This window comes from Streptomyces sp. NPDC032091 (assembly GCF_055580265.1).
Map to the genome: position 1 here is coordinate 197,877 of NZ_JBVILR010000013.1, position 26,640 is coordinate 224,516.

25 protein-coding genes and 3 pseudogenes are annotated in these 26,640 nt (G+C 70.2%); 16 read left to right on the plus strand and 12 right to left on the minus strand.

The annotated features are described in order from the left end of the window. Positions 1-524: 524 nt before the first annotated feature. Entirely contained in the window at positions 525-1,442 is a 918-nt protein-coding gene (locus ACZ5NJ_RS22030) for a phenylalanine 4-monooxygenase (RefSeq protein WP_468766785.1), read from the plus strand. 421 nt (positions 1,443-1,863) lie between these two features. Here ACZ5NJ_RS22030 and ACZ5NJ_RS22035 read toward each other — a convergent pair whose 3' ends face one another. Then, positions 1,864-2,139, minus strand: coding sequence for an isoamylase early set domain-containing protein (locus ACZ5NJ_RS22035; protein ID WP_468766787.1), 276 nt, complete (start codon positions 2,137-2,139; stop codon positions 1,864-1,866). 585 nt (positions 2,140-2,724) lie between these two features. Next, complete coding sequence (locus ACZ5NJ_RS22040) at positions 2,725-3,399, minus strand: hypothetical protein (protein ID WP_468766788.1); 675 nt, start codon at positions 3,397-3,399, stop codon at positions 2,725-2,727. 520 nt (positions 3,400-3,919) lie between these two features. Here ACZ5NJ_RS22040 and ACZ5NJ_RS22045 point away from each other — a divergent pair. From ACZ5NJ_RS22045 to ACZ5NJ_RS22065, 5 genes are all read left to right on the plus strand, one after another. After that, positions 3,920-4,048 (plus strand): hypothetical protein, encoded by a 129-nt coding sequence (locus ACZ5NJ_RS22045; RefSeq protein WP_468766789.1) that lies wholly within the window; start codon positions 3,920-3,922, stop codon positions 4,046-4,048. Between the two features lie 448 nt (positions 4,049-4,496). Then, entirely contained in the window at positions 4,497-5,735 is a 1,239-nt protein-coding gene (locus ACZ5NJ_RS22050; protein WP_468766790.1) for a flavin-containing monooxygenase, read from the plus strand. Then, positions 5,732-6,559: an ATP-binding cassette domain-containing protein gene (locus ACZ5NJ_RS22055; protein ID WP_468766791.1), complete on the plus strand. Its 828-nt coding sequence runs from the start codon at positions 5,732-5,734 to the stop codon at positions 6,557-6,559. Before ACZ5NJ_RS22050 ends, ACZ5NJ_RS22055 begins: the two co-directional genes overlap by 4 nt. Beyond that, positions 6,556-7,461 carry a hypothetical protein gene (locus tag ACZ5NJ_RS22060; RefSeq protein ID WP_468766792.1) on the plus strand — a complete coding sequence of 302 codons (906 nt, stop codon included), beginning with the start codon at positions 6,556-6,558 and terminating at the stop codon, positions 7,459-7,461. Before ACZ5NJ_RS22055 ends, ACZ5NJ_RS22060 begins: the two co-directional genes overlap by 4 nt. Before the next feature lie 26 nt (positions 7,462-7,487). Beyond that, positions 7,488-8,477: an SDR family NAD(P)-dependent oxidoreductase gene (locus tag ACZ5NJ_RS22065; RefSeq protein WP_468766793.1), complete on the plus strand. Its 990-nt coding sequence runs from the start codon at positions 7,488-7,490 to the stop codon at positions 8,475-8,477. Between the two features lie 623 nt (positions 8,478-9,100). Here the strand turns inward: ACZ5NJ_RS22065 and ACZ5NJ_RS22070 are convergent. The 4 genes from ACZ5NJ_RS22070 to ACZ5NJ_RS22085 all read right to left on the minus strand — a co-directional run bounded on the left by ACZ5NJ_RS22070 (position 9,101) and on the right by ACZ5NJ_RS22085 (position 12,762). Then, a complete protein-coding gene (locus tag ACZ5NJ_RS22070; protein WP_468766830.1) occupies positions 9,101-9,358 on the minus strand; it encodes a WhiB family transcriptional regulator in 258 nt (85 codons plus the stop codon). A 608-nt stretch (positions 9,359-9,966) separates the two neighbouring features. Further along, positions 9,967-10,161, minus strand: a complete 195-nt coding sequence (locus ACZ5NJ_RS22075) for a DUF1918 domain-containing protein (RefSeq protein WP_468766794.1) — start codon at positions 10,159-10,161, stop codon at positions 9,967-9,969. Continuing rightward, positions 10,146-10,613, minus strand: coding sequence for a hypothetical protein (locus tag ACZ5NJ_RS22080; protein ID WP_468766795.1), 468 nt, complete (start codon positions 10,611-10,613; stop codon positions 10,146-10,148). The genes ACZ5NJ_RS22075 and ACZ5NJ_RS22080 overlap by 16 nt, the downstream gene beginning before the upstream one ends. A 361-nt stretch (positions 10,614-10,974) precedes the next feature. Next, entirely contained in the window at positions 10,975-12,762 is a 1,788-nt protein-coding gene (locus tag ACZ5NJ_RS22085; protein ID WP_468766796.1) for a 2-isopropylmalate synthase, read from the minus strand. Positions 12,763-12,913: 151 nt separating this feature from the next. Here ACZ5NJ_RS22085 and ACZ5NJ_RS22090 point away from each other — a divergent pair, with 151 nt between their 5' ends. After that, entirely contained in the window at positions 12,914-13,606 is a 693-nt protein-coding gene (locus ACZ5NJ_RS22090) for a FadR/GntR family transcriptional regulator (protein WP_468766797.1), read from the plus strand. A gap of 282 nt (positions 13,607-13,888) precedes the next feature. On the opposite strand, the gene ACZ5NJ_RS22095 is transcribed toward ACZ5NJ_RS22090, so the two are convergent. Then, positions 13,889-14,182, minus strand: a complete 294-nt coding sequence (locus ACZ5NJ_RS22095) for a YciI family protein (protein ID WP_468766799.1) — start codon at positions 14,180-14,182, stop codon at positions 13,889-13,891. A gap of 1,353 nt (positions 14,183-15,535) precedes the next feature. On the opposite strand from ACZ5NJ_RS22095, the gene ACZ5NJ_RS22100 reads away from it, so the two are divergent. The 8 genes and pseudogenes from ACZ5NJ_RS22100 (at position 15,536) to ACZ5NJ_RS22135 (ending at position 21,228) form a co-directional block, all read left to right on the plus strand. Then, positions 15,536-15,928 (plus strand): GntR family transcriptional regulator, encoded by a 393-nt coding sequence (locus ACZ5NJ_RS22100; RefSeq protein WP_468766800.1) that lies wholly within the window; start codon positions 15,536-15,538, stop codon positions 15,926-15,928. Continuing rightward, entirely contained in the window at positions 15,925-16,824 is a 900-nt protein-coding gene (locus tag ACZ5NJ_RS22105) for an ABC transporter ATP-binding protein (protein ID WP_468766802.1), read from the plus strand. The genes ACZ5NJ_RS22100 and ACZ5NJ_RS22105 overlap by 4 nt, the downstream gene beginning before the upstream one ends. Continuing rightward, positions 16,824-17,522: a hypothetical protein gene (locus ACZ5NJ_RS22110; RefSeq protein ID WP_468766803.1), complete on the plus strand. Its 699-nt coding sequence runs from the start codon at positions 16,824-16,826 to the stop codon at positions 17,520-17,522. The genes ACZ5NJ_RS22105 and ACZ5NJ_RS22110 overlap by 1 nt, the downstream gene beginning before the upstream one ends. Then, entirely contained in the window at positions 17,519-19,066 is a 1,548-nt protein-coding gene (locus ACZ5NJ_RS22115) for an ArnT family glycosyltransferase (RefSeq protein ID WP_468766804.1), read from the plus strand. Before ACZ5NJ_RS22110 ends, ACZ5NJ_RS22115 begins: the two co-directional genes overlap by 4 nt. Before the next feature lie 465 nt (positions 19,067-19,531). After that, complete coding sequence (locus ACZ5NJ_RS22120) at positions 19,532-20,221, plus strand: TetR/AcrR family transcriptional regulator (RefSeq protein WP_468766806.1); 690 nt, start codon at positions 19,532-19,534, stop codon at positions 20,219-20,221. Continuing rightward, positions 20,206-20,430 (plus strand): annotated as a pseudogene (locus tag ACZ5NJ_RS22125) (nuclear transport factor 2 family protein); the annotation flags it as partial. The gene ACZ5NJ_RS22120 and the pseudogene ACZ5NJ_RS22125, both read left to right, overlap by 16 nt. Further along, positions 20,427-20,885 (plus strand): TfoX/Sxy family protein, encoded by a 459-nt coding sequence (locus ACZ5NJ_RS22130; protein WP_468766807.1) that lies wholly within the window; start codon positions 20,427-20,429, stop codon positions 20,883-20,885. The pseudogene ACZ5NJ_RS22125 and the gene ACZ5NJ_RS22130, both read left to right, overlap by 4 nt. Positions 20,886-20,985: 100 nt before the next feature. After that, complete coding sequence (locus ACZ5NJ_RS22135; RefSeq protein WP_468766809.1) at positions 20,986-21,228, plus strand: hypothetical protein; 243 nt, start codon at positions 20,986-20,988, stop codon at positions 21,226-21,228. A gap of 6 nt (positions 21,229-21,234) precedes the next feature. Here ACZ5NJ_RS22135 and ACZ5NJ_RS22140 read toward each other — a convergent pair. Further along, positions 21,235-21,507, minus strand: a pseudogene (locus tag ACZ5NJ_RS22140) (transposase); the annotation flags it as partial. On the opposite strand from ACZ5NJ_RS22140, the gene ACZ5NJ_RS22145 reads away from it, so the two are divergent. Then, on the plus strand, positions 21,505-21,657 hold the full coding sequence (locus ACZ5NJ_RS22145) for a hypothetical protein (RefSeq protein WP_468766810.1): 153 nt from the start codon (positions 21,505-21,507) through the stop codon (positions 21,655-21,657). The pseudogene ACZ5NJ_RS22140 and the gene ACZ5NJ_RS22145 sit on opposite strands and share 3 nt — an antisense overlap. A gap of 704 nt (positions 21,658-22,361) precedes the next feature. On the opposite strand, the gene ACZ5NJ_RS22150 is transcribed toward ACZ5NJ_RS22145, so the two are convergent. The 4 genes and pseudogenes from ACZ5NJ_RS22150 to ACZ5NJ_RS22165 form a co-directional block, all read right to left on the minus strand. Then, positions 22,362-23,711, minus strand: a complete 1,350-nt coding sequence (locus ACZ5NJ_RS22150; RefSeq protein ID WP_468766811.1) for a hypothetical protein — start codon at positions 23,709-23,711, stop codon at positions 22,362-22,364. Positions 23,712-24,541: 830 nt separating this feature from the next. Next, positions 24,542-25,111: a hypothetical protein gene (locus tag ACZ5NJ_RS22155; RefSeq protein ID WP_468766812.1), complete on the minus strand. Its 570-nt coding sequence runs from the start codon at positions 25,109-25,111 to the stop codon at positions 24,542-24,544. A gap of 128 nt (positions 25,112-25,239) precedes the next feature. Beyond that, positions 25,240-26,009 (minus strand): annotated as a pseudogene (locus ACZ5NJ_RS22160) (transposase). Between the two features lie 45 nt (positions 26,010-26,054). Beyond that, positions 26,055-26,582 carry an SMI1/KNR4 family protein gene (locus ACZ5NJ_RS22165; protein ID WP_468766813.1) on the minus strand — a complete coding sequence of 176 codons (528 nt, stop codon included), beginning with the start codon at positions 26,580-26,582 and terminating at the stop codon, positions 26,055-26,057. Positions 26,583-26,640: the final 58 nt, after the last annotated feature.

Here is a 26,640-nt window from a genome sequence, read left to right on the forward strand (position 1 = left end):
GTAGCGGAAGGAGTGGCTGCTGCCTGTTGCCGTCCTTGCGTGGGGTCAGAGCGCGTACGCCAGGCTGCCAGTCGTTGAAGTCGCCGACCACGCTCACCTCGGCCGCGGGGGTGTCGGCTGGCAGGACGAAGGTGACCTTGGCGGAGTTCTTGCGCAGGGCGCGTTCCAGACGACAGGGCTCCTGACAGGTGAAGGGGCGGGGGCTGGGGCGCGGGGATACGGGCCCATGCTCGACGCCGGGAACACGAAGGGACCGCGGACGCCGCCGTCCCGGTCTGAGGGTCACTCGCCCGCCACACCCGCCACACCCGCCACACCCGGCACCCCTGAGGCCCCCCGCGTGTGACAGTCCAGGTGGGAAGACCGGGCGACGGGTTGCCCCACGCAAGCAGGGCCCGGCCGGAGCCCGGAGCCCCGGCCGGGCCCTACGCCAATCGGTGCTCGTCGGCCCTGGACACCTTCTTCGACGTCAGGGGTGCCGTACGAGCTACGTGACGCTCCGTGGTCAGGGCGTACCCTGCACTATGCGGGTATGGGCTGGCGTCTCGGTGGGAATACGGCTGCTCGTGGAAAGAGCACGTCGAGCCACGCCGGTGGCGTCGGATGGCCGGCTGGGTCCGCCTGGGGAGCACCCCGGCCTCAGGGATCCGGTCTACCTGCGCCGACGCCGGTCTGTCGCCGCTCTTGCCCGCGGGCACCGCGTGGGTGATCCGGCCCCGGTGGTCGCGTACACCGCGGACGAGGAACGGACCTGGGGAACCGTCCACCAGGCGCTGTGGGCGGCCCAGGACGAGCACGCCTGCCGTCTGGTCCTGGACGCCAGAGCACAGGCGCCGATCCCCTCCGACCACATTCCCCAGCATGGCGAGGTCAGCCGGCGGTTGCGGAGCATGACGGGGTTCGAGTTCACCCTCGCCGGCGGAGTGGTCGCCAACAAGAGATTCCTCGGTTCCATGGCGGAGGGGTACTTTCACGCCGTGCAGTTCGTCCGCCACCCCGCCTTACCCCTGTACACGCCGGAACCCGACGTCATCCATGACGTCCTCGGCCACGGAATCCACCTGTCCTGCCCGGCCTTCGCCGACCTCTACCGGCTGATCGGTCAGGCCGCCCAGCGGATCGACCACCCGGACGTCCTGCAGATGATCAGCGACGTCTACTGGTTCACCCTCGAATACGGCCTTCTCCACGAGGACGGCACACCCAAGGCCTACGGCGCGGCCCTGCTGTCGTCCTACGGAGAGATCCGGCGCCTGACGGTCCCCCGCATCCGCCCCCTCGACATCGACGCGATGCTCGCCACCCCCTACGACATCTCCGGCTACCAGCCGGTCCTCTTCAGCGCCCGCTGCCTGACCGAGGTCACCGACACGCTCGCCCGCTTCCTGGAGAAGCTCGACGACGACAGCGCGCCACGCTTCAGTCGCACCTCGGCTGCCTGAAGGACTGCTGCCCGCGGCGGCACCGGCCGGCCCGAATGCATGCCGCAGCCGACGCGGATCCCGCTCCCCGGCCGGAGCCGACAGCGGGGCGGGACACGCTGCTCGGGGACGTCGGACGCCTCGGCCTCCAGCACAACGACCTGTTGCCCCGGCGCGGCCTGCCCCGAGATACGGGCCGCCTCCCGCTCCGTCGCGGCGAAGAACACCAGCCCCTCCAGCTCCCGCCGCAGCGCAGGCAGTCGGCTGGCCACCGGGCGATCGACTCCCCTCGCCCCTGGCGACACCCTGGTCGTCCCCGAGCTCGACCGCCACGGCCGCTCCCTCAAGGACCTCGCCAACCTGTCCGGACCACACACCTAGAGCGCCGCGACCCGGGGCGAGGAGCGCAGGGCCGAGCCGAGCAGGCAGGGGTGGCTGCGGGTCAGGTGTGGATGCGGCTGTTGGGGCCGTCGTGGCCGTCGGCGGCGGGGTCGTTGAACCAGTAGTCGCCGGCGGCGAGGTAGCGGAAAGAGTGGGCGCTGTGGGCGGGGAGGGCGACGGTGGCGGCACGGGTGCCGTCTCCCTGGTTTTGAAGTAGGTGGGCAGCGGGGTTCCAGTGGTTGAAGTCCCCCACGACGCTCACCGGCCCCTCGGGGGTGTCCTCGGGCAGGCGGAAGGTGACCTGGGTGCGGCCCTTGAACTGCTTGCGTTCCAGCACGGAGTCTCCATCAAGGAAGGTGGTGAGGGGCTCGGGAATCCTCGCCCCGCGCGGCGGCCGGCCCCGGCGGGAAGTGCCGCGCACGGGTATCCAGGTCACCCGCCCAGGCTCCGGTCGAAGTACGTCCGTCTACGGGCGGCCCGGGGCCGGGGAGGCCCGTGGCAGGGCCCGGCCGGGGTGGCTGTCGACCGGCCGGGCCCGCCCTGTGTGGACCTCTCGTCGCCCTGCCACCCTGACACGGGCCCGCCGGCTCTGCCCGGGGGCGTGGGCCAGCCGGGGCAGGTACACCGCACTTCGTCCGCTCCGAGCCCGACCAGGTGTGCCGCAGGCGGCCGCGCTATGGGGGTCGGCGCCCCCGCGCGGGAGGCTCGTTCCCCTCGTCACCCGTCGACCTCGGCCGGGGCGCTGGTGATCTGCATGCCGGTGCCGGGTGGCCTCACGTCCAGGTGCTGCATGCCGGTGGTGGAGTGGAACGCGGTGCCGAGCCACTCCATGGCGGCCCGCTCGCTCCCACCGCGCGAATGACGCGGCCTGTGCTGCTTGTGACGCGTGCGCTGCGGCAGGTACCCAGGGGGCGCCGACAGGTCAGTACCAGCCCAGGACGTCAACGGTCATGCTCTTGTTCGCCAACGGCTTCTCATCGTGGTCGAGGAGCCGTTCGAAGAGGAACTTCGGCTCGGCGGTGCTGCCCGCTTCCTTGAGGAACCAGCCCGACCCGCTCTTGATGACGGTCCTCTTGCCGTCCGGGGCGGTCGCCTCGCTCTTGGGCCCGGGGGATGCGGCCTGTCGCTTCTCGACCTGGCCGGACGCGGCGACGTCCCAGGCCAACCCGTTGCCCTGGGAGAACGTGCCCGTCTCTAGGGTCGCCTCTTCCTTCAGGTCATCCGGGCTCTTCGGGTCGGCGGAGTACACCTTGTCATTGTTGGCCAGGAAGTACACCCGCTTCCCGTCCGGGCCGAAGCGGGGTTGCGTGTAGCCGAGCTTGCCGCCCGAGTAGGTCGGCTTGCCGCCGATGCTCACTGGCGTGTCCCCGTAGTTTCCGTTCGGGCCCGCGCCGCTCGTGTACTCCCCGAAGAACAGGTCGCCGCCCTTCGTCGTCCACACGACGGAGTGCCAGTCCGGCGAGAAGGCCTGCCGCCTCCACATGCTCGGTACCGCGTACTGGGGCAGGAAGGCTCCCGCCTTGGTCCTGCCGGTCGTCTCGTCAAAGACCACGAGCTCGGTGAGGTTGCCGGACACCAACGCGACCAGGCCCTGCATCTCCAGACTTTTCTGCTCAGTCTTCGCCGGCGGAGCCTGACCGGATGCCGTCGGCCCTCCCGCGTGAGCTGGCGCCTGCCCGCCTCCACCGCCCCCGCCGCACGACACCGTACCCGCGAGGAGGACGGCGACAACGGGAACGGCCCACACGGGCCAACGGTGCCGCTGACGGCCCCTGCTCCCAGTGGAAACCGATGTGGGCAGCGGGACTTCCGACATGCGCGCATCCCCCTCATTGCACGGCCGACCATCAAGTGGACCATGCGCGGGCCACATTGGGGAGAGGCTCCCGGCCGTTCCCCTCCAGGGCTGCATTCATTTCGGCCAGCATGATCCATCGTCACCGGCCTGCGCCGGGCCGTCCTCGACCACGTGGGCGGGTCAGTCCTCGATCGCCTGACCGAGCATGGACGCCCTGCGCGGAACCCGGCCTGGACATCCCGACCCGGGTGACCAGGATCCTGGCGGTGGCGCCGACGCCCCGCTGGCCGCCAAGCTGCCTCTCTCGCGCCTGACGGCCATGACGAAGCGGGCCGGCCGACGCAGGAACATCGAGTCCGACGCCGAACGACTGCAGCAGATCGAGCTCAGCCCGGCCGCCCCTCCGGATGCCTGCCCGGCCGACCCCCGGCCACAGCAGCGCGCCTGAACCACCGCCGACGGTCGGCGGCCTCGGCGCGCGACGGCGGCTCAGGCGCCCTCCGGCGGCCGGCCGGATCAGCGATGGCACCTGAAGTCCAGCGTTGCGTTCGGGGTGCTCACCCGTGGCCTGCGAGTCGATAGGCGCTCAGATACAGCGTCCCGCCGCCGGACCCCGTCGGGGTCGCAGGGGATGCACGCGCACGGTATGGCTGATCGCGGGCTTCCGGGATGATCCGCTTGAGCAGGTGTCTGGTTGCCGCCCGCGTTTGCGGATGCCGGCGCTGCCGTGGACGCGTGGGTAGGGCCTGTCTGCGGCTGTGTGGGTGAGGGGGGACCGTTCCTGCACTCCGCAGGCCCTGCCTTGCGTGCTTGACCGGCTGCCGGGTCGTTACCGTCACGGCGGTACACCCCCGGCCGGGCGGGGGCCGTAACGGTGGAGGAGCAAGGCGTCGCGTATGCCCTATCGAGCTGGTATCCAGTCCGCGCCCGCGGTGGTGATCGGGGCCGGGCCCGCTGGTCTGGCGGCGGCCGCGATGCTGCGCGCGGTCGGGGTGGCGACCGTGGTGGTGGAGCGGGGGGAGCGGGTAGGAGTCGGCTGGGCGCGCCGCTATGACCATCTGCGTCTGCACACCTCCCGCGGGGGATCACAGTTGCCCGGCCTGGCGATGGGCCGTGCCGGCGGACCGTGGGTGGCCCGTGACGACTTCGTCGACTACCTGGAGCGCTACCGCGCCCACCACCGGCTGGACGTACGGCTGGGGACGGCGGTGCGCGGCGTCGAAGCCGTCCCGTCCGGCCCTGTGACCGACGGCGCCGAGGTGGCGGGTGCAGCGCGGTGGCGTGTGCATACGGGCGAGGACACGCTGCTGGCGCGGGCGGTGGTGGTGGCGACCGGCCGCTGCAACACCGCCTTCGTGCCCGACTGGCCCGGCCGTGGGGAGTTCACGGGCGTGTTCCTGCACGCGGCCCACTACCGCGGTCCGGCCGCCTACCGGGGCCGGTCGGTGCTGGTGATCGGCGCGGGCAACAGCGGCACGGAGATCGCCGCCACCCTGGGCCGCCAGGGTGCACGACGGGTGTGGATCGCGGTGCGGACACCACCGAACATCCTGCCCCGCGACTTCAGCCGCTGGCATGCCCTCGGGCGCCTGACGCAGTTTCTGCCCTTGGCCTGGCGCGACCGCTCCGCCCTGCTGACCCAGCGCTGCGCGGTCACCGACCTCACCTCCTTCGGCATCCCCCGACCCACCGCCGGGCCCTTCACCCGCAATGCGCGGGAGGGCAACAACCCTGTGCTGGACCACGGCTTCGTTGCCGCGGTGGCATCCGGCCGCGTCCAGCCGGTCGCCGCAGTCACCGCCTTCCACGGCCCGCAAGTGGAACTGGCCGACGGCTCCTTCCTCACCCCCGACACCGTCATCGCAGCAACCGGCTACCGCCCCCACCTGGAAGAACTGCTCACCGGCCTGGACGTCCTCGACCGCCACGGTGCGCCCGTCACAGTCGGCGCACAAACCCGCCCCCACGCGCCGCACCTGTACTTCGCCGGGTTCACCAACCCGCTCAGCGGCGCCCTCTATCAGGCGGGCGTCGAGGCACGTGCGATCGCCCGGACCGTCGCAGCACCAGGCCCCGCCCTGCCCCCGCAGCGCCGCACCACCTCCGCCCTCACGCCCAGGGGCGGCGTCCGATGAAACACCCCACGCGCCCCGCTCCCGCGACCGGGACGCCCAGGCCTGCTGAGGGCAGCACCAGCACGGGCCAGGCGGCAGGGCTTGCCGCGCCGCGCCCGGCCGACGCGCGCAGCGGACCCACCCCCGCCAGCGACAGCCCGCACCCTGCGAGAACGGGCGTAGCCGATGCCGCCCGGCGCGGTGACGGACAGGCCACGGCCCGGCCGGATCGGCTGACCCTCACCCGCGTCTCCAAGGCGTTCGGCCCCTTTCCCGTCCTGCGCGAGGTCACCCTCCACGTAGGCGCCGGCGCCCTGGTGGGAGTGGCCGGAGAGAACGGGGCGGGCAAAAGCACGCTGCTGCAGATCGCGGTGGGACAGCTGGCCGCCGACCGCGGGCACGTCACCCGCACGGGAAAGCTGGGGTACTGCCCCCAACAGATGTACCTGGACGAGGCGCTGACCATCGATCAGCACCTGCGTCTCTTCAAGGCCGCCTACCAGCTGCCCGACCTCGCCCGGGCCGAAGAGCTGCTGGACATCCTCCGCTTCAGCGACAGCCGAAACCGCCGTCCAAGCCGCCTCAGCGGCGGCACCAGACAAAAACTCAACCTGGTTCTCGCCCTCATGCACACCCCCGACCTCCTCATCCTCGACGAACCCCACCAAGGCTTCGACCACGCCACCTACGACCGGTTTTGGACCTTGACGGAGCAGCTGCACGCCGACGGCTGTGCGATCGTCGTGGTCTCCCACCTCCTGCACGACCAGGCACGCTTCGACACCGTCCTCCACCTGCGCCAGGGCCGCCTGACCCGCGACCCGAACGAGCCGGCCACCGCATGAGCACCTGGACAGCCGCCTACACGATCGCGCTGCGCACCGCGCTGCTCGGCCACCTCCACAACCGCCTGGCCCTGCTGATGGCCGGGCTGTTCAACCCCGGCTGGATCCTGATCGGCGGCGCATGCCTGCCCCCCACGCCCCTGACCTTCCGCCTCGAAGTCGTCAACGTCACCGTCACCACCGACGTCAGCCACGCCACCCAGATCACCAGCGCTCTGCCCGGCGCCGCCACCGTGATCGGGTTCATGATGTTCATGACCACGTTCAAGTCCCGTCCAATGGACCAGCGCCTGATCCTCGCCGGCTATCCGCCGGCCGCCCTGTCACTGGCCAGACTCACCGCCATGACCGCTGTGGCCGCGCTCCTGGCGACTCAGACCACCGTGCTCCTGCGCCTGAGCGTCGGGGCGCCGCAGCCCGCCATCTTGTGGTGCGCCGCGTTCACCGCCGCCCTCGCCTACGGCGGCATCGGCAGCATGCTCGGCGCCCTGCTCACCAGCGAACTCAGCGGCCTGTTCTCCGTCATCGCCTGCATCTTCCTCGAACTCACCTTGCAGAACCCGCTGACCAACCCGCGCGCGGACCAGCCCTGGCTGTTCCTCCTGCCGCTGTTCGGCCCCAGCCAGACCGTCACCGCAGCCGCTCTGACCCACACCAGTCCGGGCGCGGCCCACGCGCTCCTGGGCCTGGTGTGGTGCGCGGCCACGACCGGCACGGCCTGCACGGCCCTCTATACCCGCACCCGCACCCGCACCCGAACCGCCTCGGCAGCCCGCACCCTCACAGCCAGTCGAGTGTCCCCACCCCGCCCCGCCCCAGACGACCACACCGCCACCGCGCCGGGTGAGCCGCACCCCGTAGTCCGCAGCACCGCCCCCGGCCGACATTCCGGCGCCCCCTGATGACACATCCGCCTGACCCCCGCCTGATGCCGACGGCAGGCCACAACGCCCGCAGCCTGCGCTTCCCCTTCCCGCACGCGCGGCAACCAGCCCAAGACGAGCGGTGGACCATCGCGGACCTGCCCGAGCTGACCGGACGAACCGCCGTCGTCACCGGCGCCAACGGCGCCCTCGGCCTGGCCGTCTGCCGCTACCTCGCCGGCGCCGGCGCCCGCGTACTGCTGGCCTGCCGCGACAGCAACCGCGCCGCGACCGCACTCACCACCATCCACCAGCACCACCCCGGCGCACGCCTCCACCCCATCCCCCTGGACCTGGCCGACCTCACCCACGTCCGCCAGACCGCCGCCCGGATCACCGCCCTGACCGGACAGCGACTCGACATCCTCATCAACTACGCCGCCGCCGGCGCCCTACCCCTGACCTGGTCCAAAAACGGGTTTGAGACACACTTCGCCGTCAACCACCTCGGCCACTTCGCCCTGACCGGCCTGCTCCTGCCGAGCCTGGCCGCCTCCGGAAGCGGCCGCGTCATCACCGTCTCCTCCCTCACCCACTGGCTCGCCCGCCCCCACCCCACCCCCCACCACCCACCCCGCTACAACCGCTGGCAGGCCTACGCCCGCTCCAAACTGGCCAACCTCCACTTCACCGCCGCACTCGACCGGCACCTGCGCACACGCCACATCCCCGTCCAAGCGCTCGCCGCCCATCCCGGCTTCACCCGCAGCGGCATCTGGGCAGACGACCTGCGCCACACCGGACACCCCCTGACAGCCCGCATCCTGGACCGCGTCAACACCCTCGGCCAGCACCCCGACACCGGCGCCCTGCCCCTCATTCGAGCCGCTACCGACCCCCGGCTGGAGAGCGGACAGTACATCGGCCCCGCAGGATTCCTTGGATGCCGCGGCCGCCCCACCCGCGCCCGCAGGGCACCAGCTGCCACCGACCCCCACGCCGCCGCACGCCTGTGGACCCTCTCCGAATCCCTCACCGGTATTCCCGTCCCCTGAACTCCCTCCCCGGCAACCGGCCAGGCCTCGTCCACTGCGATGCCGAGACCTGCACGGCCTACTGCCTCCTGCTCCAGCTGAGCGCCGACCGGATCGCTCTCTGAAGAAGAATCGATCCACTTGCCTCTGACTGGGTGAAGGCCGTGGGCGCCACTTCGACGGCTGATCGCCGGAAGGGCCTGGCCCGCTATCAGCGTGGACCTCCGTGAACCGATGCACGGAGCGCCGTTCGGAGACCTGTCTCCTATGCGGGGCGAAGAATGGAATCGTTCTCAGCCATGAGTTCACGCAGCGGACGAGCGCCTTGGGCAACGCGGCCGTCCTCGCCGGCCGATGAGCCCGGTCCCGACACGTGGGCCCCTCCCGCTGAGGGTCTGCCCGGCCTTGGGAGCGTCGGTGGGGACGGGGATCCCACTCCCGCAGCAACCCGCGGGTACTCCACCTCTTCCCGCAGCACTGCGGCTAGGAGGACCGCCCCGGTGGGCGGTGCCACCCCAGATTCGCGCCGTTCCAGCCGCGAGTGCCGCCAGAAGGGCGACGACGAGTGATGGCCGATCGTAGGAGCCGCCGCTGTCTCAGCGTGAAGCGAACCCGCCGGAAAGGGGCACCGAGGGCGGGCGAGGTCAGGGGTGGAGGCGAGCCCGTGCCTCCCGGGCCCTGCGCCGCTTGACGGCGCGCCGTTCCTCCTCGGTGAGGCCTCCACACACCCCCCAGTCCATGCCCCCTTCCAGGGCCCACTCCAAGCAGCGTTCCAAGACCGGGCATCGGCGGCACACCGCCTTGGCTTCCTCGACTTGGAGCAGGGCTGGGCCACTGGTCCCGATGGGGAAGAACAGGTCCGGGTCTTCCTCGCGGCAAGCCGCTCGGTGACGCCAGTCCATCGTCATGCCTCCGTTCACGTAGTCGGTCGCTCACCCGCGCATCTGACCGGGATCCGCTGCCCTATGCGGCCAGTGCGGGGTCCAGCGAATTTTCACCACGGCGTGACATGAAAATCCCCTACTGGGCTCTGTTGGCCGTCGGCTTCCGGGGCAGGTTGTGCGCATGTTCAAGCATCGACGTGTACGTACGGCCGTGGTTCTCGTGGTGGCCTGGGCGGTGTTGACGGGAGTCGAGCGGTGGGGTGAGTCGGCGGCGTGGCCGCAGGCCGTGCTGCAAGCGCTGCTCTGGGCTGCCGTTGTGACCGCGGCCTGGTGGTTCGCCGACTGGACCGGTGCGGGCAGCGGCCGGCCGCGAGGCCTTGCTAGAAGTCGCGGGGAACAGTGAGGCCCGACGCGGAGATGCACGCACCCGGCCATGCGAGGCGCAAGCGCATGTCGCCTGCGGCCCGGCGTACGTCTTCGCTCAGACACTCATGGAATTGCGGTCCGGGCGAGCGGCATTGGCGCGCGGCCGCCGGGCGGAGGGCTGCGCATCGCCTCCAGCGGTTCCCCGAGCGACCTGTCGGGCGTGCCGGCACGGCTGCCGGCACGCTGAGGCAGTCAGCTACCTACTCGTCGTCGGTGAAATGCCGGACGACGGTGTCCGGCCCCGGAGACATCAGGGTTTCGTGCCCGTCTTCGAGTCGCACCCGGTAGGGCGGCGCACCCTCGGGCCCCTGCACCTCGATGACCTCGGCCCACCGATCGTGGCCGCCTGCAACCCTGCCGTGGACAAGGAGCCTGTCGCCTACGCTGGCCCGCATCCGGTCACCTCTTTCCAGACGTCGTGACCTGGACTCATACCCAGCAGACAGTCCTCGCCGGCGAAAACACCGAGATGTTCCTGCCGACTGGTGAACCCGCGACGGTGAAACCGCACCGATGCCGGCCGGATCACCGTGGCCGGGGGCCGCTGCCGCGGCGCGGACACGACCGCGATCGCGCCGCCGCCGCACTCAATCCGTGCCGCCGCGGCCTCCTCGGAGTCCACGTCCCCGCCCTCGCCGACCTCCGCAACGTCGACCACGCGGAACGTCGGCAGCGCCGTCAGATCCTCGGCCATACCCGGCAGGTCCCGAGCCAGGTCCTCGAAGGTGTATGCCGCCTCCAGCGGCATCGAGGTCACCGCCTGCGGCAGCACACCGGCATCCGACTTCGTGGCGACCGCGTTCGTGTGGACGTCGCCGATCTCGGCGATCTGCTCGTGCGAGGCCATGGTCCGTGCACCCATCAGGCAAACCCTCGGTGGACTGTGTGTGTGGCCTTCGCCGCTCCTGGCAGACACGGGGCCACGCCGTCCTACCCGACGCCCGGAGTCGGCAAACGATCTACCGGGTGGCCCGAGAGTCCACCCATACAAGGTCGCCGTACTCGCCCGCCGCCGGGACCTGCCCGCCCTCCTCGACCGCCCCCCCACATCCGCTGACCGCCGGGGTGAGCGAGCGGGCTGTGAGCCTCTACCAGGAGGCGGGTGCCGGTGAGGTCGAGCAGGCGCAGGGCCTGGTCGGGCGGAATGGCCAGTTCCGGTGTCGCGCCTGCGAGCACGGGTGGCGGCGTGGCCGGGCCGGGGCGCCGCCTCATGCTTCGTATGCCCGGTTCACTGCGGAGAGGACGGCCTGTACGGAGGCCGTGAGGACGGAGGTGTCCAGGCCCGCTCCCCAGACGGTGCGGCCCCCCACTCTGCACTCGACGTAGGCCGCGGCCTCTGCCGTGCTGCCGGTGGTGACCGCGTGCTCGGCGAAGTCGAGGACGTCGATGGGGATTCCGGCGCGCGTGAAGGCGTCGGCCAGGGCGGAGAGCGGCCCGTTGCCCTTGCCGTCGGCCGGTACGGTGCGGTCGCCGACGCGCAGGACGCAGGCGAAGCGGTGGCCGCAGCCGCTGAAGTCGGCGCTCGCCGTCTCGGTGTCGGTGTCGGTTGCGGTGCTGTGGCCGGCGTCGTGGGCGGTGCTCCAGGATTCCAGGGCCACGGGGCCCGCGCCCCGGCCGGGCTCCAGGTAGGCCGTGCGGAAAAGCGCGTGGAGGTCGCCGGGGGATGCCTCGCGTCCGCTTTCGTCGGTCACCGCCTGGACGACCCGGGAGACGTCAGGGCGCATCCGCTCCGGCAGGTCGAGGCCGTGGTGGGTGCGGAGCAGATGGGCGACTCCGCCCTTCCCCGACTGGGAATTGACGCGGATGACGGCTTCGTAGCCCCGGCCGAGGTCGGCGGGGTCCAGGGGCAGGTAGGGCACGTTCCAGGGGGCGAGCTCCGGCGGGATCCCGGCCTCGGCGGCGTCCTTCGCGTGCCGGGCGAGCCCCTTGCTGATGGCGTCCTGGTGGGTGCCGGAGAAGGCCGTGTGCACGAGGTCGCCCGCGTAGGGGTGGCGGGGGTGGACGGGGAGCCGGTTGCAGTACTCGACGATGTCGCGGACGGCGTCGATGTCGGAGAGGTCGAGCATGGGATCGACGCCCTGGGCGTAGAGGTTGAGGGCGAGGGTCACCAGATCGACGTTGCCGGTGCGTTCGCCATTGCCGAAGAGGCAGCCCTCGACGCGCTGCGCCCCGGCGAGGACGGCGAGCTCGGCGCAGGCCACGCCGGTGCCGCGGTCGTTGTGGGGGTGCACGGAGAGGATCACCGCGTCGCGGCGGCCGAGGTGGCGGTGCATGTACTCGATCTGGTCGGCGTACACGTTGGGGGTGGAGATCTCGACGGTGGCGGGCAGGTTGTGGGTGACCGGCCGGTCGGGGCTGGCGTCCCAGAGCGTGGTGAGGCCGTCGCAGAGCTCCAGGACGTAGTCGGGTTCGGTGAGGTTGAAGGTCTCCGGGGAGAACTGGAAGCGGATGTCGGTGTCGGGGCGGGCCTCGGCGAGCCGCGCCATGAGAGTGGCGGCCTCGTGGACGGTGCGCCGGACCTCGGCGCGGTCGCGGCCGAGGACGGTGTCGCGCCAGACCGGCGAGGTCGCGATGTAGAGGTGGACGACTGCGCGGGGCAGGCCGTCGAGGGCGGCGAAGGTGCGCTCGATGAGTTCGGGGCGGGCCGGCGTGAAGACGACCGGGGTGACGTCCTCGGGGAAGCTCCCGGATCCGACGAGTCCGGCGAGGTGGCGGACGAAGTCGAAGTCGGCGCGGCTGGCGGAGGGGTAGCCGACCTCGATCTCCTTGAAGCCCGTGCGGACGAGCAGTTCGAAGAAGCGGTGCTTGCGGTCGGTGTCCATGGGCTCGGCGAGGGCCTGGTTGCCGTCGCGGAGGTCGACGGGCACCCAGAGCGGGGGGCGCTCCAGCCGGGCGGAGGGCCAGAGGCGGTCGAACTCGGGGACGTGGACGCGGTCCTGGAAGGGGCGGTAGCGGTGGTACGGCATGGGGCCGGGGCGCTGGGGGTTGCGGATCATGACGGGTACCGTAACCACTCCTCAGCTCCTCAGACAAGTACTCCTCAGACAAGTTGCGGTAGATTTCACGGCGAGCGCCGCCGACAACCGGCGGACGCGCCCGTGATCCGCAGCCTCGAAGACTCCGGACATCAGAGAACCAGGTGATCCCGTGCCGCTCGGTGCCCTCCGCCCCAGCCCTCTGGTCGAACAGGCCGCCGAGCGGCTGCGCGAGCAGATCGTCGGGGGCCACTGGCCGGTCGGCACGAAACTCCCCGGCGAGACGACCCTCGCCAAGGAACTGGGTGTGGGACGTTCCACGGTCCGCGAGGCGCTGCGTGCCCTGGCGGGCGCCGGGCTCGTCCAGCCCCGGCAGGGAGCGGGCGTCTTCGTCATCGCGACCCGGCCGACGGAGGACTGGCCGGCCCGGCTGCGCAGGGCGGCGGTGACGGATGTGTACGAGGTGCGGATGCTGGTGGAGGTCGAGGCGGCCCGCCTCGCGGCGCAGCGCCGGACCGAGGGGGACGTGACGGCGATGCGGAAGGCGCTGGACGGCCGGCGCAAGGCCGCCGAGGGCGACGACGCGGGTTTCGTCGACGCCGACATCGCCCTGCACGCGGCGGTCGTGGCCGCGGCGCGCAACCCCGTCCTGACCGACCTGTTCGCGGAGTTCGCGCCGGTGCTCCGCGAGGGCCTGATCGAACTCCTGGACCTGCTCGGGCTGCGCGCCACCGACCTCCGGCACGGCGAGGACGCCCACGCCGACGTGGTGCGGGCGGTGGAGGCCGGCGAGGCGGAAGAGGCCGCACGGCTGACCCGCCAGGAACTGGAGTCGACGCTGGCACTTCTCCAGTCGACCCCCTGAGCCCCGGCCCGGGCCTCATCAGCGGGCAGGCGGCTCACGCCATGGCGTAGAGGGCCAACGGGTGGGCTGCACCGGCCGTCCTGTTCGCACGCAGGACAGCGTGAGTGCCGACGAGACATACAGCAAGGGCCGGGCGCGCCTACCTCCGCCAGCGAGGCAACCGGCATGCCATCCCCGAGAAGAGGACCACAAGGCCGTACGTCCGCGTCGGGTTTCACGCGGCGGACGGCCCTTGGGCGCCGCACTCCTCATCTGGCTCCGCTCGTGGCATGGAGCATTTGCTCACTCCAGGGACTTGAGGTCCTCCAAGCCGGCCGCGACCAGCAGCGGAGTGAACTCCACAACGCTGTGCCTGGCGACACCTTCGAGGACATACGGATCGGTGGCGAGAAGCCGGTCAAGTTCTTCGGCGGGCATCCGGGGGGCGAGATAAACACCACCGACCAGAGGCACCTGGCGCCCGGCCACCAGAAGCAATCGCCGGGATATGAGCTGGTTCAACCAGTCGCCGTGAGCTGGTCTGCATCGGTCCACTTCATCCGGCGGTGCCGTGTAGGTCACTGTGACAACGAACATGTACGGACCGTAGCGGAACACCAAGGACTGCCGCGATCACATTCCATGATCCAGGAGGCAAGCCCGGTGTGTGCGTGTGTGTTGGGGGGCAGCGGTTGCGTGTCAGCCGGTGGCTGTGTTGGGGAGGGGCTGAGTGAGGTCTCCGGTGTCATCGATCTGGTCCGGGGTGGGTGCTGGTGAGAGTGGCCAGTTGAAAGCTTTGGGGTTTGGCCGGAGTTTGGTGGCTGTACCTGTGGGGTTGAGCGCTGTGACGAGGTCGGTGTGAAGGCCTTCTGAATCGGCTTCGGCGATGAAGAGCGCGATGTGGTGCCCAGCTCGCCGCCGCGCCCGGCACCGCGGGCGGCCGCCACGGCGGCTCCTTGTACGAGGTCACCTGGCCGAAGCAGCTGTCTTCGGGGACGGCGTAGGGGTCGCCGTCCACGCGTGCTCTGACCATGGCCGTCTTGGCCGCCCATGTCGCGAGGACTTCCGCGTACGTCGAACGGTCGGCCGCCTGACCGGGACGGCTTCCCGAGTTCGCCGGACCACGGGGGGGCGGGCGCGATCGTCGTACCCGAGCCGGCGGCCGCAGCCTCACAACATGCGGGAGGCCTGAAGACCGCTGTGATCTGTCCCAGGGCCGGGTTCGCAGCCAGCCGCGGCGCGCGGCCTTGAGGCCCGCCTCGAAACGGCTGGTCGCCTCCAGGCGCTCCATGGGTCGCCATCTGCCGTCGGACCGTCCGCATCGACACGCCGAGGCGCTTGCCCGCGGGCCCCGTCCGTCATCCCGGAGGCCAGCAGTCTCAGCAACTCCTGTTCTCCGGGGCTGATTCCGTTCTCCGGCGACTGTCCGCGGGTGGCGCCGAGCGGGACGTCCACCTCCGAGGTCTGCCTCCACGGTCGGCGCGGCCGCACCGGCGGCGCGGGCGTTCTTCAGCCAGATGCCGACCTTGTACCGCTGGTGGGCGGCGTCTAGCGGGGCCAGGAGGTGGCCTTGTTCGGCAGCCACCCACGGCGGCGGCCAGGCCCTCCTCCCATGCGACGTCGCAGTGCGACCGATCATGCCGAGCGTCTCCAACTGGGCGATACGGTCCTCGTCCATGTCGCCACGGGCGTAGAACCTCCTGGCGTCGGACCACAGCGGGAAGTTGGCGACCGAGGCCGGCCATCCGACCGCCTCGGCTTCTTCGCCCTCGGGGCCGCGGTAGGTGAACGGCACGCGCTGATCTCCGTGTTCGCGGGCGTAGATGACGGCGGCCTCGACCCCGCGCCGCCGGTGCTCGTGCGCGAGTCTCGCGCATTCGGGGTCGCACTCTTCGCTCACCCTGCTGGTTCATCAGTAAGCTGGTGAACCAGTTGAGTAATGGAGGTGCGATGTCACTGCTTGATGACGGAGGCCCGATCTTCGCCCAGATCGCCGCCGACCTGGCGAACCAGATCGCTGACGGAACGGTGGGCGAGGGGGAACGGGTCGCGTCCAGTAACGAGATCTCCGCGTTCTACCGGGTCAACCCGGCCACGGCGGCGCGCAGCCTCACGGTGCTCGCCGAGCAGGGGCTGGTGGAGAAGCGGCGGGGTCTCGGAATGTTCGTCGCGGAAGGCGCGCGGGAGCGGCTGGTGCAGGAGCGGCGGCGCGGTTTCGCCGACCGGTACCTGCGGCCGCTGGTGGTCGAGGCGGCACGGCTCGGGATCGGTCTCGACGAACTGCTCGGGCTGGTGCGCGATGAACTGACCTCGGTCGAGGTCACGACGGGGGTGAAGGCGTGACTCCGGCGATATCGGTGGCCGGCCTGGAGCGCCGCTACCGCGACCACCAGGCGCTGACCGGCGTCACCTTAGAAGTCGGCACGCCGGGCGTCACCGGACTGCTGGGCCGCAACGGTGCCGGGAAGAGCACGCTGCTGCGCATCCTGGCCGGTCAGGAGTTCGCCACCGCCGGACGCGTGAGGGTGTTCGGGGCCGAGCCGCTGGAGAACGATGCGGTGCTGCGCCGGATGATCCTCGTGCGGGAAGACCAGACCTACCCCGACCTGCGGGTTCGGCACGCGATCGCGGCGGCGGCGCTGCTGTACCCCAACTGGGACGCCGACCTGGCCGGCGCGCTGCTGGACGCCTACGAGCTGCCGCCGGCCCGTCCGATCAAGAAGTTGTCGCGCGGCATGCGGACCGCTCTCGGCCTCACCATCGGGCTGGCGGCCCGCGCCGAACTCACCCTGTTCGACGAGCCGTGCGCGGGCCTGGACGGGGTCGCACGCGCCCTCTTCTACGACCGGCTGCTCGCCGACTACGCCGCCCACCCGCGGTGCATCGTGCTCTCGACCCACCTCGTCGACGAGGCCGCGGAGCTCCTGGACCGCGTCCTGGTCCTGGACCGCGGCCGTCTCGTACTCGACGCGCCCGCCGACGAGCTGCGTGGCACCATGACGAGCGTCACCGGCCAGGCCGGCAGCGTGGAGCGGCTCATCGCCGGCCGCACGACACTGAACCGGCGGACGATGGGCACCCGGACCACGGCGGTGATGGTCGGCCGGCTCGACGACCGCGACCGCGAACTCGCCGACCACCTGCGCCTGCGGCTGGAGCGGGTCACGCTCCAGCAGCTCGCGGGCTACGCGGCCGAGCAGCACGATCGAACCGACCTCACGTCAGCGAGGACACCCTGATGCGTTCGACCCCGGTCGTCACCGCTGTCCGCTACCTGCTCCTGGACCGCGTGACATACCTCGTACTGCCCTGGGCCTGGGCGGCATTCGGCTTCGTCCTCGACGTGGTGGTCCTTCAGCTGATCCCGGCCGGTCACGGCGACGACCGCTGGGTCGGTGGTCTGGTCGCGGTCCCGCTCGTCATGCTCGTCGTGGGCGCGCAGTCGGTCGCCCGCGCGATGCCGTTCGCCCTCACCCTCGGGGTGAGCCGGCGCACCTACTTCCTCGCCGCCACCGCACTGGCCCTCACCCTGTCCATGGGTTTCGGGCTCGTCGTCGCGATCGGCCGGATCGTCGAACGCACGACCGGTGGATGGGGCATCGGCATGGCCTACTTCCGCGTCCCCCGCCTCCTCGACGGCCCCTGGTACCTGTCGTGGCTCACGGCGACGACCGTCCTGGTCCTCATGTTCGTCTACGGGATGTGGTACGGCCTGGTCTACCGCCGCGCCGGACTGCCCGGCACCACGGCCTTCGCCGCAGCACAACTCGGCGCGCTGGCCCTCGCCGCGCTCGTCGCGACGTGGGCGCACGGCTGGACGGGCATCGGCCACTACCTCGGCACCCTCACCGCCACCGGCCTCACCGGCGCCCTCGCCGCTGTCGTGGCCCTCCTGCTCGCCGGCGGCTTCGCCACGATCCGACGGATGACCATATGAGCACGGCAGAGACGGGGAAGACGCAGCGTGCGGCGCAGGCCGGGCAGGGCAGCGGGCGGATCGCGCCGCTCGACCGGCGGGTGTTCGCCGTCGCGGGGGTGGTCTTCGCCGCGCTGATGGCGCTGGCCCAGCGATACGGCTTTCACCGCGACGAGCTGTACTTCCTCGACTGCGCCCGGCATCTCCAGGCGAGTTACGTCGACCAGCCGGTGCTCGCGCCGCTGCTGGCCCGGGTCTCGCTGTCGCTCTTCGGGGTTTCGGCGGCGGGCCTGCGGCTGTGGCCGGCGCTGGCCGCCGCAGGCACGGTCGTCGTGGGCGCCATGACCGCACGGGAGTTCGGTGGCACGCGGCGGGCGCAGCTGCTCGCGGCGATCGCGACGGGCACCATGCCCGTGCTGCTGAGCAGCGCGCACGTTGCCAATACCACGTCCTATGAACTGCTGGCCTGGGCGGCGATCGCGTTCGTGGTCGTGCGGATCGGCCGCACCGGCGATACGCGATGGTGGATCGCCGCAGGGGTGCTGGTGGGCCTTGGCGCGGAGTTCAACCATCTCGCGGCAATCTTCGCAGCCGTCCTGCTGGCTGTGGTGCTCCTCGGTCCGGCCCGCCGGACCGTGGCCGACCGCCGACTGTTCGCGGGCGCGGTGATCGCCTTGCTGCTCGTGCTGCCCGACCTGTGGTGGCAGGCGCACCACGGCTGGGCCATGTTCGAGATGACACGGGCGCTGAACGCCGAGCACGGCGGCCCTGGCAACATCCTCACCTGGATCGTGGGGCAACTCGGCACGTCCTGCCTGGCGATGGCGCTGCTGTGGATGGCGGGCCTGCGGTTCCTGTGGCGGTCCGGCCGGACGCTGTGGCGTGCCCTGGTGACCACGTACGCGACGCTCTTCGCCCTGTTCGCCGTGACCACCGGAGCGCAGGTGTACTACCTGGCCGGGCTGTACGTGTGTCTACTGGCGGCCGGCGCTGTCGACCTCGACGGGTGGCTGCACGCCCGGCCGCAGCGGCTGCGCGGCCTCGTGATCGGAACCGCCGTCTCGGCCGCGCTGTCCGCCGTGGTCGTGCTGCCAGTGCTGCCGGCCTCCCACGTGGCCTGGACGTACGGCATCAGCCCGATCTCGGGGGAGACCCAGGGCTGGCCCCAACTGGTCGGCACCGTGCGGCAGGTGTGGACCGGGCTGCCGGCCGAGCAGCGCGCGAACGCAGTGATCTTCGCCGCGGACTACAGCGAGGCCGGCGCCATCAACGAACTGGGCCGCAGCGCAGGGCTGCCCACCGCCGTGAGTAGCCACAACACCGACTGGTGGTGGGGCCCCGGCAACCCGAACGCCACCACCGTGGTGGCCATCGCCCCCGGCCCCGACTACGCCCCCGGGTACGAGGCCCACCTGCGCCAGTACTTCCGGAACGTCCGCGTGGCCGCGACCCTCACCAGCCCCGACGGCGTGCACACCATCGAATCGGGCGGTCGCGTCTACATCTGCACCGACCCGGTCCGCCCCTGGGGCACGATCTGGCCCGAACTGCGCAACTACGCGTGATGCCGCAGGGCCTGCGACGTCGCGCCACGCTGGCGCGGCCCGACGTCGCAGGTCATGCCAGTGGTGGGGGACCACATCCAGAGCGGCAGCGGTCCTGCTTGCTTTGTGGGTTCACCCCGACCTGATCTCGTCCGCATGACGACAACCGCTCAGCGGCCCCCGCTCCCTGCAGGCCTCCACGGATCCAACGCGCACAACGAGTGTTGCACGAGGAGTTGTTCGAGGGTGGTGGCGCTTTGCGACGGTGATCCAGCGCGGTAGTGCTCGCCGACACGACCGTTTGACGGCCGGTTGCCCGGTCCGGTCAGCACGTGTCGGGGTGCGAGGTCGCGTGCTCAGCCTCGGTTGCCGGGGAGATTACCGCGCTCCCGGGACCGGTTGCTGCGGGGTCGGTGGAGGCACCGGAGCGGTTGGCCGGGTTGGCGTGCCATTTTTGTGAGCGATCGTTCAACTATGGGGGTGCCGGTGGGACGCAAGCAGCTCTGGGACCAGGCGGAGGTATTGGCCTCCGCCATGCGACTGTTTCGTCGCCGCGGCTATTTCGGGGCCTCAGTTCGGGACATCGAGGAAGCGACCGGCCTGCATCCGGGCAGCCTGTACCGGACTTTCCACAGCAAGGACGGCCTGTTCTGCGCGGCACTGGACGCCTACAACGACCAAGTGGTGCAGAGTCGCGTCCGGGCCCATCTCCTCGAACCGTCGGACCCTGTGGCCGGCATCAGGTCGTTCTTCACCTCGACGTTCGAGACCGGCCTCGATCCCGATCCGGGATGTCTGCTCACCAACACGGCTGTGGAGTCCTTCGCAGTCCCGCAGGCCACCGACGGGGTCCGCCGAGGACTGGAGACGATCGAGTCCGGCCTCGCCCAAGCCCTGACGCGCGCCCGCACCATGGGCCTGCTGTCCGCGGATCTCGACGTCGAGATTTCGGCAGCCCACCTGCTGGCGCTCTATCAAGGCCTGCTCGTGCTGGTCCGTGCCGGCGCCCCCATCACCAAACTGCACACGATCACCGATGGCGCGATGGCGTCGATCGGACCCAAGGCTACGCGGCGTGCTGGTCGGCCGACCCCGGCGAGCGGCTCGCCGCACTCGGCACGGTCGCGGTCGACGACGTCGCCTACCGGGACCCGGGCACGGAGGTCGGCGGGCTGACCGAACTGGCCACCTACATGGCCGGGTTCGCCGGAGCCTTCCCCGGCCACCGGTTCCGCATCGACGAGGTACTCGAACACCACGACCGGTCGCTCGCACGCTGGACCCAGCTCGGCGAACAGGGCGAGCCCGCCATGGCGGGCGTGAGCACCGCACTCCACCGCGACGGCCGACTCGCAGACCTCACCGGGTTCTTCCTCCCCGCGTGAGCGGATCCCGCAGCCTCGCCGAGCACGCCGCCGATCAGCCGGCGCCGCTCGGCGAGGTCACCATCCACCGATACTTCGACGGCTGGGCACTACGCAGCCGCGGCACCCAGTTCGCGATGGTGATGGACACCCTTCACCTCCGCGTCGACGGCGCGGGCCGCCCCTCCTACGAGAACGCCGGGTCCACACCGTTCAGCAGATATCGGTGGGCGGGTTGGCCCCTGGTGTCGGGTGTCCAGACGGCGGGGCCGCCGCTCCATTCGATGAGCAGCTCGTCGTCCAGGACGACGTCGTCGGGGTCGAGGCCGGCCCGCCGGATGAATTTGAAGAGATCGCGAGGGCCGGTGGCGCGGCCGAGTTCAAGTTTACCCGCGAGCCTGACGGGGCCGATTCACCCGAGGCGGCGTCGCAGGTCACATCGGGGATGGTGCGGGGCTAGGAGGTCAGTGGTGTAGCGGTCAGTGACTTCAGCGCCGTGTGGTGGGATGGCCAGACTGCATCGTTGACCTTCTGGGAGTCCTCGTGTTGTCCTCGTACCCTTCGCTGCCTCGTGCCTTGGCTGAGGCGTTGGTCGATGTCCTGTGGTTCATTGACGGCAGCGAAGACGGGCAGATGGATCAGGACGACGCGGTCAAGGTCTTTGAAGGTGTCGCCCACGTGATCAGAACGTTGTCGAATGATCAGCGGCAGCAGCTGATCGAACTGATAGGGGAGATGGCAGCCGCTGAGGCCAATCCGGCTCGCCGCGAGTTCCTGGAAGAGTTCCCGGAGGACTTCGGACTCATCGACGCATCCTGAGCAGTCTCAGTAGTAGAGCAGGACCCTCTTGCGGAGGAGCTGGAAGCCTGCCCGGCCGAACATTTGGCGCTTCAGCATCTTGATCCGGTTGACATGGCCTTCGACGACTCGGGAGTTCCACGGCAGCGGGAGTCCAGCAGTGACGGCGTCGAGATCGTGCTCCAGGTGCCGGGCGAATCGCTGGAGATGGGGCAGGTCGGCGCTGGTCGCGGCTTCGATCCACGCCGGCAATCGGTGGTCTTGCAGCTGAGTGAGCATGTGGGCGAAGGAACGCACGTGGCCCAACGACTGATCGTCTACCCGCCCGACATCAGGGCCTTCCTCGCGCCCGCCGGGCTGGAGAACGCCGTGGACCTCGCCGACCCGGCTTCGTGGAGTGGCGAGGCGCCGGCCCCCAAGGCTGAGAGCCCTCCCGCTGAGCCCCCGTGAGGGTTGCACTGGAAGGGCGCTGGATAGCCGTGGGCAAGCCCATCTCGGAGAAAACGACACCTCTTCCCCACGCTTCAGCCGAGGGGGAGGCTGCAGTCCATCGGACTCGGGTCAGGGCGCTCAGACCAGCTGCGCCCGGTCGGCCCTGACGGGTGCGCCGGGGCAGGTCATCGACGTGGCTGGCGGTGAAGCACGGGACGGCGCCGGCGCCGACGCCGGCCTTGCCCGGCGTTGAACGGGACGCGGCCCCGGGCGACCGGATCGATCCACCGCAGGCGGCGCATCCACTCGAACACGACCCGGTCACATCGAGCCGGGCGACGGCCTGCTCACGGTACGAGCGGCGCCCCGCGGCCCGGTAACCCGGCGGAGGCCCTCCCCGGCGGCGGCCCGCAAACCTCATGGGGGACGCCGTCGGCGCGGACCCGCACGACGTCTCCGTCCCGGCGGGCGTCTCAGCAGATCACGGTGTTGCCGCCCCCAACGACACGCAGCCGCCCGTCCCGGGACCTCATGTTGGGCGCCACATCCCGGTACGGCGGACCTGTGGTGACGACGACCGCCGTGATCAATCCCGACTCCGCAGAACCCCGCGCCCTGCCGAATGCACCTTGTTCCGGTGAACTCTTCCCCCTCTCCGGCGACGGAGGACGGCCGGCCCGGGATTTCCCGAGGCTGCCCTCCGGGTGTTCACAAGACCCGGGTCACGAGGCTGGCGTCACCTGGCGCACGCTGTAGTCGCGCGTCTTGAGGAAGGAGGCCTTGGGCCCGGACTGGTAGATCCACGGTTCGATCCCGCAGTACCCGTCGATGTGCCGGAACTGTTCCACGGTCTCCTCGTACCGGTCCTGCCAGTAGAGGACCCAGGCCAGCATGTGGCGCAGGGCTACCGCGCGGCGATCGAACGGATCCGGAGCCGCTGCCAGATCTGCGAGCGCCGTCGTCGCTGCCGCGACGATCTCCGGTCGCTTGTAGTAGACATCGGGATCGAGGTCCTGTTCACGATCCTCGTGCTCGAAGTACCCCCGCAGCAGGACCAACGACAGGAGGTCTCCCGGTTCGCTCCGCGCGACGGCCTCGCGGCCGAACCCCTGCGCCAGCTCGTGCGAGCCCCGCCACTTCGCGCACCAGAACTGCTGCGCTTGAACCCAGGCGACCTGCGACTTCGGAGCCCGCTTGACGACCTGGCCCCACACAGCGCGGAACTCCTCATGCGTGTACCCCAGGCCGCGTCCGATGCGAAGCTCGACGATGTACGGGACGGGGTCTGCCGGGTCCGCGGTCCGCTGTGCCCTGTGCGTCGCCTCCTGAGCCTTGAGCAACGCCTGGTGGAACAGGCGGAACTGCTCGTGCGTGGTGTGCTGCGCACCGGCCGCGCCTCGGACTTTCCACGCCAGTGAGACCCCGGCCGCGGCATCGACGCCATCCGCGGTGGGATCGCCGGGGCGCGCTGCCTGCCAGGCGCGAAGCCAGGTGTCGTCTTCCGCCGCCTCGTCGGACAGGACGGTCACACGGTGGATACGTTCGTCCCAGTCCTGGCCGGCCTTGGCTATCCAGTCCGCGCCGGCCTGCCAGTCACCGGACCTCACGGCGTGGACGAGCGCCGTCTGGTCCGCGGACACAGGCATCGAGTGCTCGGTGTCGACCTCGTCGCCGGGAACGAAGCCCAGCGCGACGATCTCTGCGGCCTGCCCGGCAAGGAGCGCCGCGGTGCGAGCCTTCGATTCCGCGGTCTCGGCCTCCAGAATGGCGATCTCCGCGTTCAGCCGTTTCGTCTTGTGCAGGAAGTAGACGGCGCGCAGGACCTTGTACGCCGCGCCCAGCAAGAGGACGCCGATGATGATGAGACCGATCACGGGGGTGGGTACCAGCTTTCGTAGGGGTTCGGTGTCGCCCTGGTCCGCGAAGGCCGCGTCCAAGGCCAGGTCGGTTCGTCCTCGAAGCAGGCGGCCGAGTCGGACGAGGACAGTGGCCGGCCCGCGGTGCCGGGGCACCGCGCGGAACGCCGCGCCGAACCGCGAGGTCGGCGTGGCTCCGTCGGCCACCAGGCGCATGACAAGATGGTCCCACGCAGCCTGAGGTTCTCGGGCAAGGCGCTGCCCCCACCGGGCTGCTCGCAGGGCGTACAGACGGGGGTGCCCCGTACGCCGACGGAGCGGCCTCCCGAGCGCAACCGGCCGGTCCGCCCCGCATCGGACCGCACACCTGTGTCGCTTGCTCGATGAGATCAGGATTTCCGGCGTTGATGGGGACTCAGCGGCGGCAGCGCCGGCCGGGCCGCGTGCCGTCAGAGCTTCGGGGCTGCCGGCACGATGGTCTCGCAACCCGCCTTCGCCGCCGCACGCAGGGCCGCCTCGCGCACCAGCACCGGGAGCGCCCCGGCTCACCGCGCTTCGCCGCATCGAACTCGGTGCCGGTGGTCACCCGCAGCGCGGTCACCCCGGCCGTCCGGGCTGGATGGGCGCACTTCGCGGTCACCGTGACGGAGCGGGCAGTGAAGGCGAAGTGGTCGCGTCCAAGGACGCCGAGCCCGGCGAGAGCCACCACACACGGTCCCCCGGGGACTCGGCTGCTGGACGCGCCACCACGGCACACCCACGGCAGAGTCCGGCTCGGTGATTTTCAGAAGCGGCGACGCACCAGCTCTCTGATGTCCTTGCGGCCCGGGAAATTCCTTGGCGCAGCGATTGGACCCTCCGGTCGTTCTCCGGCGGGCTGACGACGTCCGCTCATCCCCTGATACAAGGGGAGGCATCGCCTGGTGCTCGACAGTCAGGACGCGGAGCGCCGCTCGTAAATTGGCGTGGAGCCCTCGTCGACGTTCTGTCGATGAGGGCTCCACAGTGTTCTTGTGAGATTCTCCGTGGGATTCCTCAGCTGAAGACTACGGAGAAATGGTTGGCGGTTCCCATCGACCACACTCGGCTACGATTCGCGCAATTGCCCGCCGCTTGGGATAATTCGACCGAATCTTCGAGAGGCGCTCCGTGTAGATTCTGCCAACGCCCACTCCGGGTTCATAGAGGAGTCGGGCATCGCCATCGAGCCACATGTCTTCGATGCCGCGAAGGGTGGTTTTAATTCCCTTGAATTCCTCCCTGGAGAATCCGCCGCCAGAATCTAGCAAATCGTCACAGGAGTCCCAAAAATTCCCAGAAATGCATCTGATCTGCCACTCCCGATCGTGCACGTCCATTTCGTTTGAGACTGCGACCTTCGCCATTCTGATGGCGTTCGCCTGGAAGTAACTCGGTGTGGATGACTCTTCGATCTGGCCGATCGCGGCTCGCCAGGTTGTCAACGACGCGATACTTTTCGATGCATCGTGGAGTTCTGTAGTGCCGCAGGCTGCGACGACACGGTCAAACTCTTCTAGATGTGGAGTTTCGGCGCATTCAAGGATAGGTCGCATCCTGGCGAGACAAAGTCCACCCGTTAGGGCCCGCAAATCCATCAGTCACTTCCTTTTGACGACTCGCCATACGGTATTGCCTGTCGATGATGTTCCGTACCCTAAGGGCTGTCCCGTAAATGATCTCCGAGTCGTCTCGGGCATGGTTGATCGCGGTGAAGCCCGTTGATCTATCCGGCGAGGGCGAGGTTGTGCATCCGGGCGATGCCGAGCATGGCGTGGTGGACGCCGTCGTCTTTGAGGCGGCAGTCGCGGAGGATCTTCCAGGTCTTCATGCGGGCGAAGACGTGCTCGACGCGGGCTCGGACCTGCTTGTGGGACTTGTTGTGTTCCTCTTTCCAGTCCGGGAGTTCAGTCTGGCCGCGTTCGCGGCGGTGCGGGATGACGAGTCCGGTTCACGGGTAGCCGCCGTCGGCGATCGTGGCGGTCTTGCCGACGGCGGCTTTGGCGCCGGATTCCTCCCATGCCGTGCAGTCGTTGCGGTTCCCGGCGAGTGGCCGGCCGACCAAGACGACCAGGCGGGTGTCGGCGTCGATGACGACTTGGTGGTTGTGGAGTACCGGTAGTTCTTCGACCGCTCGGCGATGGCGTGGTCGCGGGTGGGGACCAGGGTGCCGTCCACTATGAGCACGGAGTCTTTCGCGAACCGCTTGCGGGGCTGGAGCGCGAGCATCGGCCCGAGATGGTCGATGATCCGGTCCGCCGCCGACTTGGACACCCCGAACAGCGGGGCGAGCTGGCGCATCGTGAGGTTCGTGCGCCAGTACGCCGCGACCAGCAGTGCCCGGTCCTCCAGTGGAAGGCTCCAGGGCCGGCCCCTGCGGACCGCGTCCGCGCCCTGGCGACGCAGAACCGTCACCAGCTTCCCGAAGGCGCGCGGGCTCAGCCCCGAGAACGGGGCTATCCAGGAAGGCTCCGACGCCTTGATCACACCAGCCACGCCAAGACCATCTCATTAGCGGCCAGGCGGTCATGAGACGTGGATCTACAGCTCGATCCGCCCCGTCAACCACCAATCGAGGTACTTGGCCAGGCTGGGCGCCACCCAGGTGCGGCTGTCGTCCTCGTGATTCCAGACGAAGACGTCGGGCCGGTCGATCCGGGCCAAGAGCGCGAACAAGTCCCCGTTCCCCGCGTCCGCGAAGAAAAGCAGCGGGTCGAACGGCATGTACAAGGTGGCGAGCTCGGCATCCGCGCGAAGACTCTGGTTCTCGGAGGCAATGCGCGCGGCAGACCAAATGAGCCCGTCGCCGTACTCGCCCTCGATGCCGTTGCTCTCCCGGAGGAGGGCTGCGAGGTGCGCAGGCAGTGGATGGCCGAGGACCGTAGAGCAGTGAACCAGCGACTGCTCCGATGCAGGCGGCTGAAAGAGCGCCGTCCCGGGCAGAGCCGTTACAGCTTCGGTCCACACAGTGGAATCGACCTCCAGGAGCCTGGCCACCGATCGAACCGGCTGCGGCCCGTCGCTATCGACAGGGGCGTCCGCAGCTCGGCCAGGGTCGCGACTGATCATCAGCCGAATACTACGGCCCTGGCCGAGCCAGCCGCTCACGCCCCCCGGGGCAATGCGG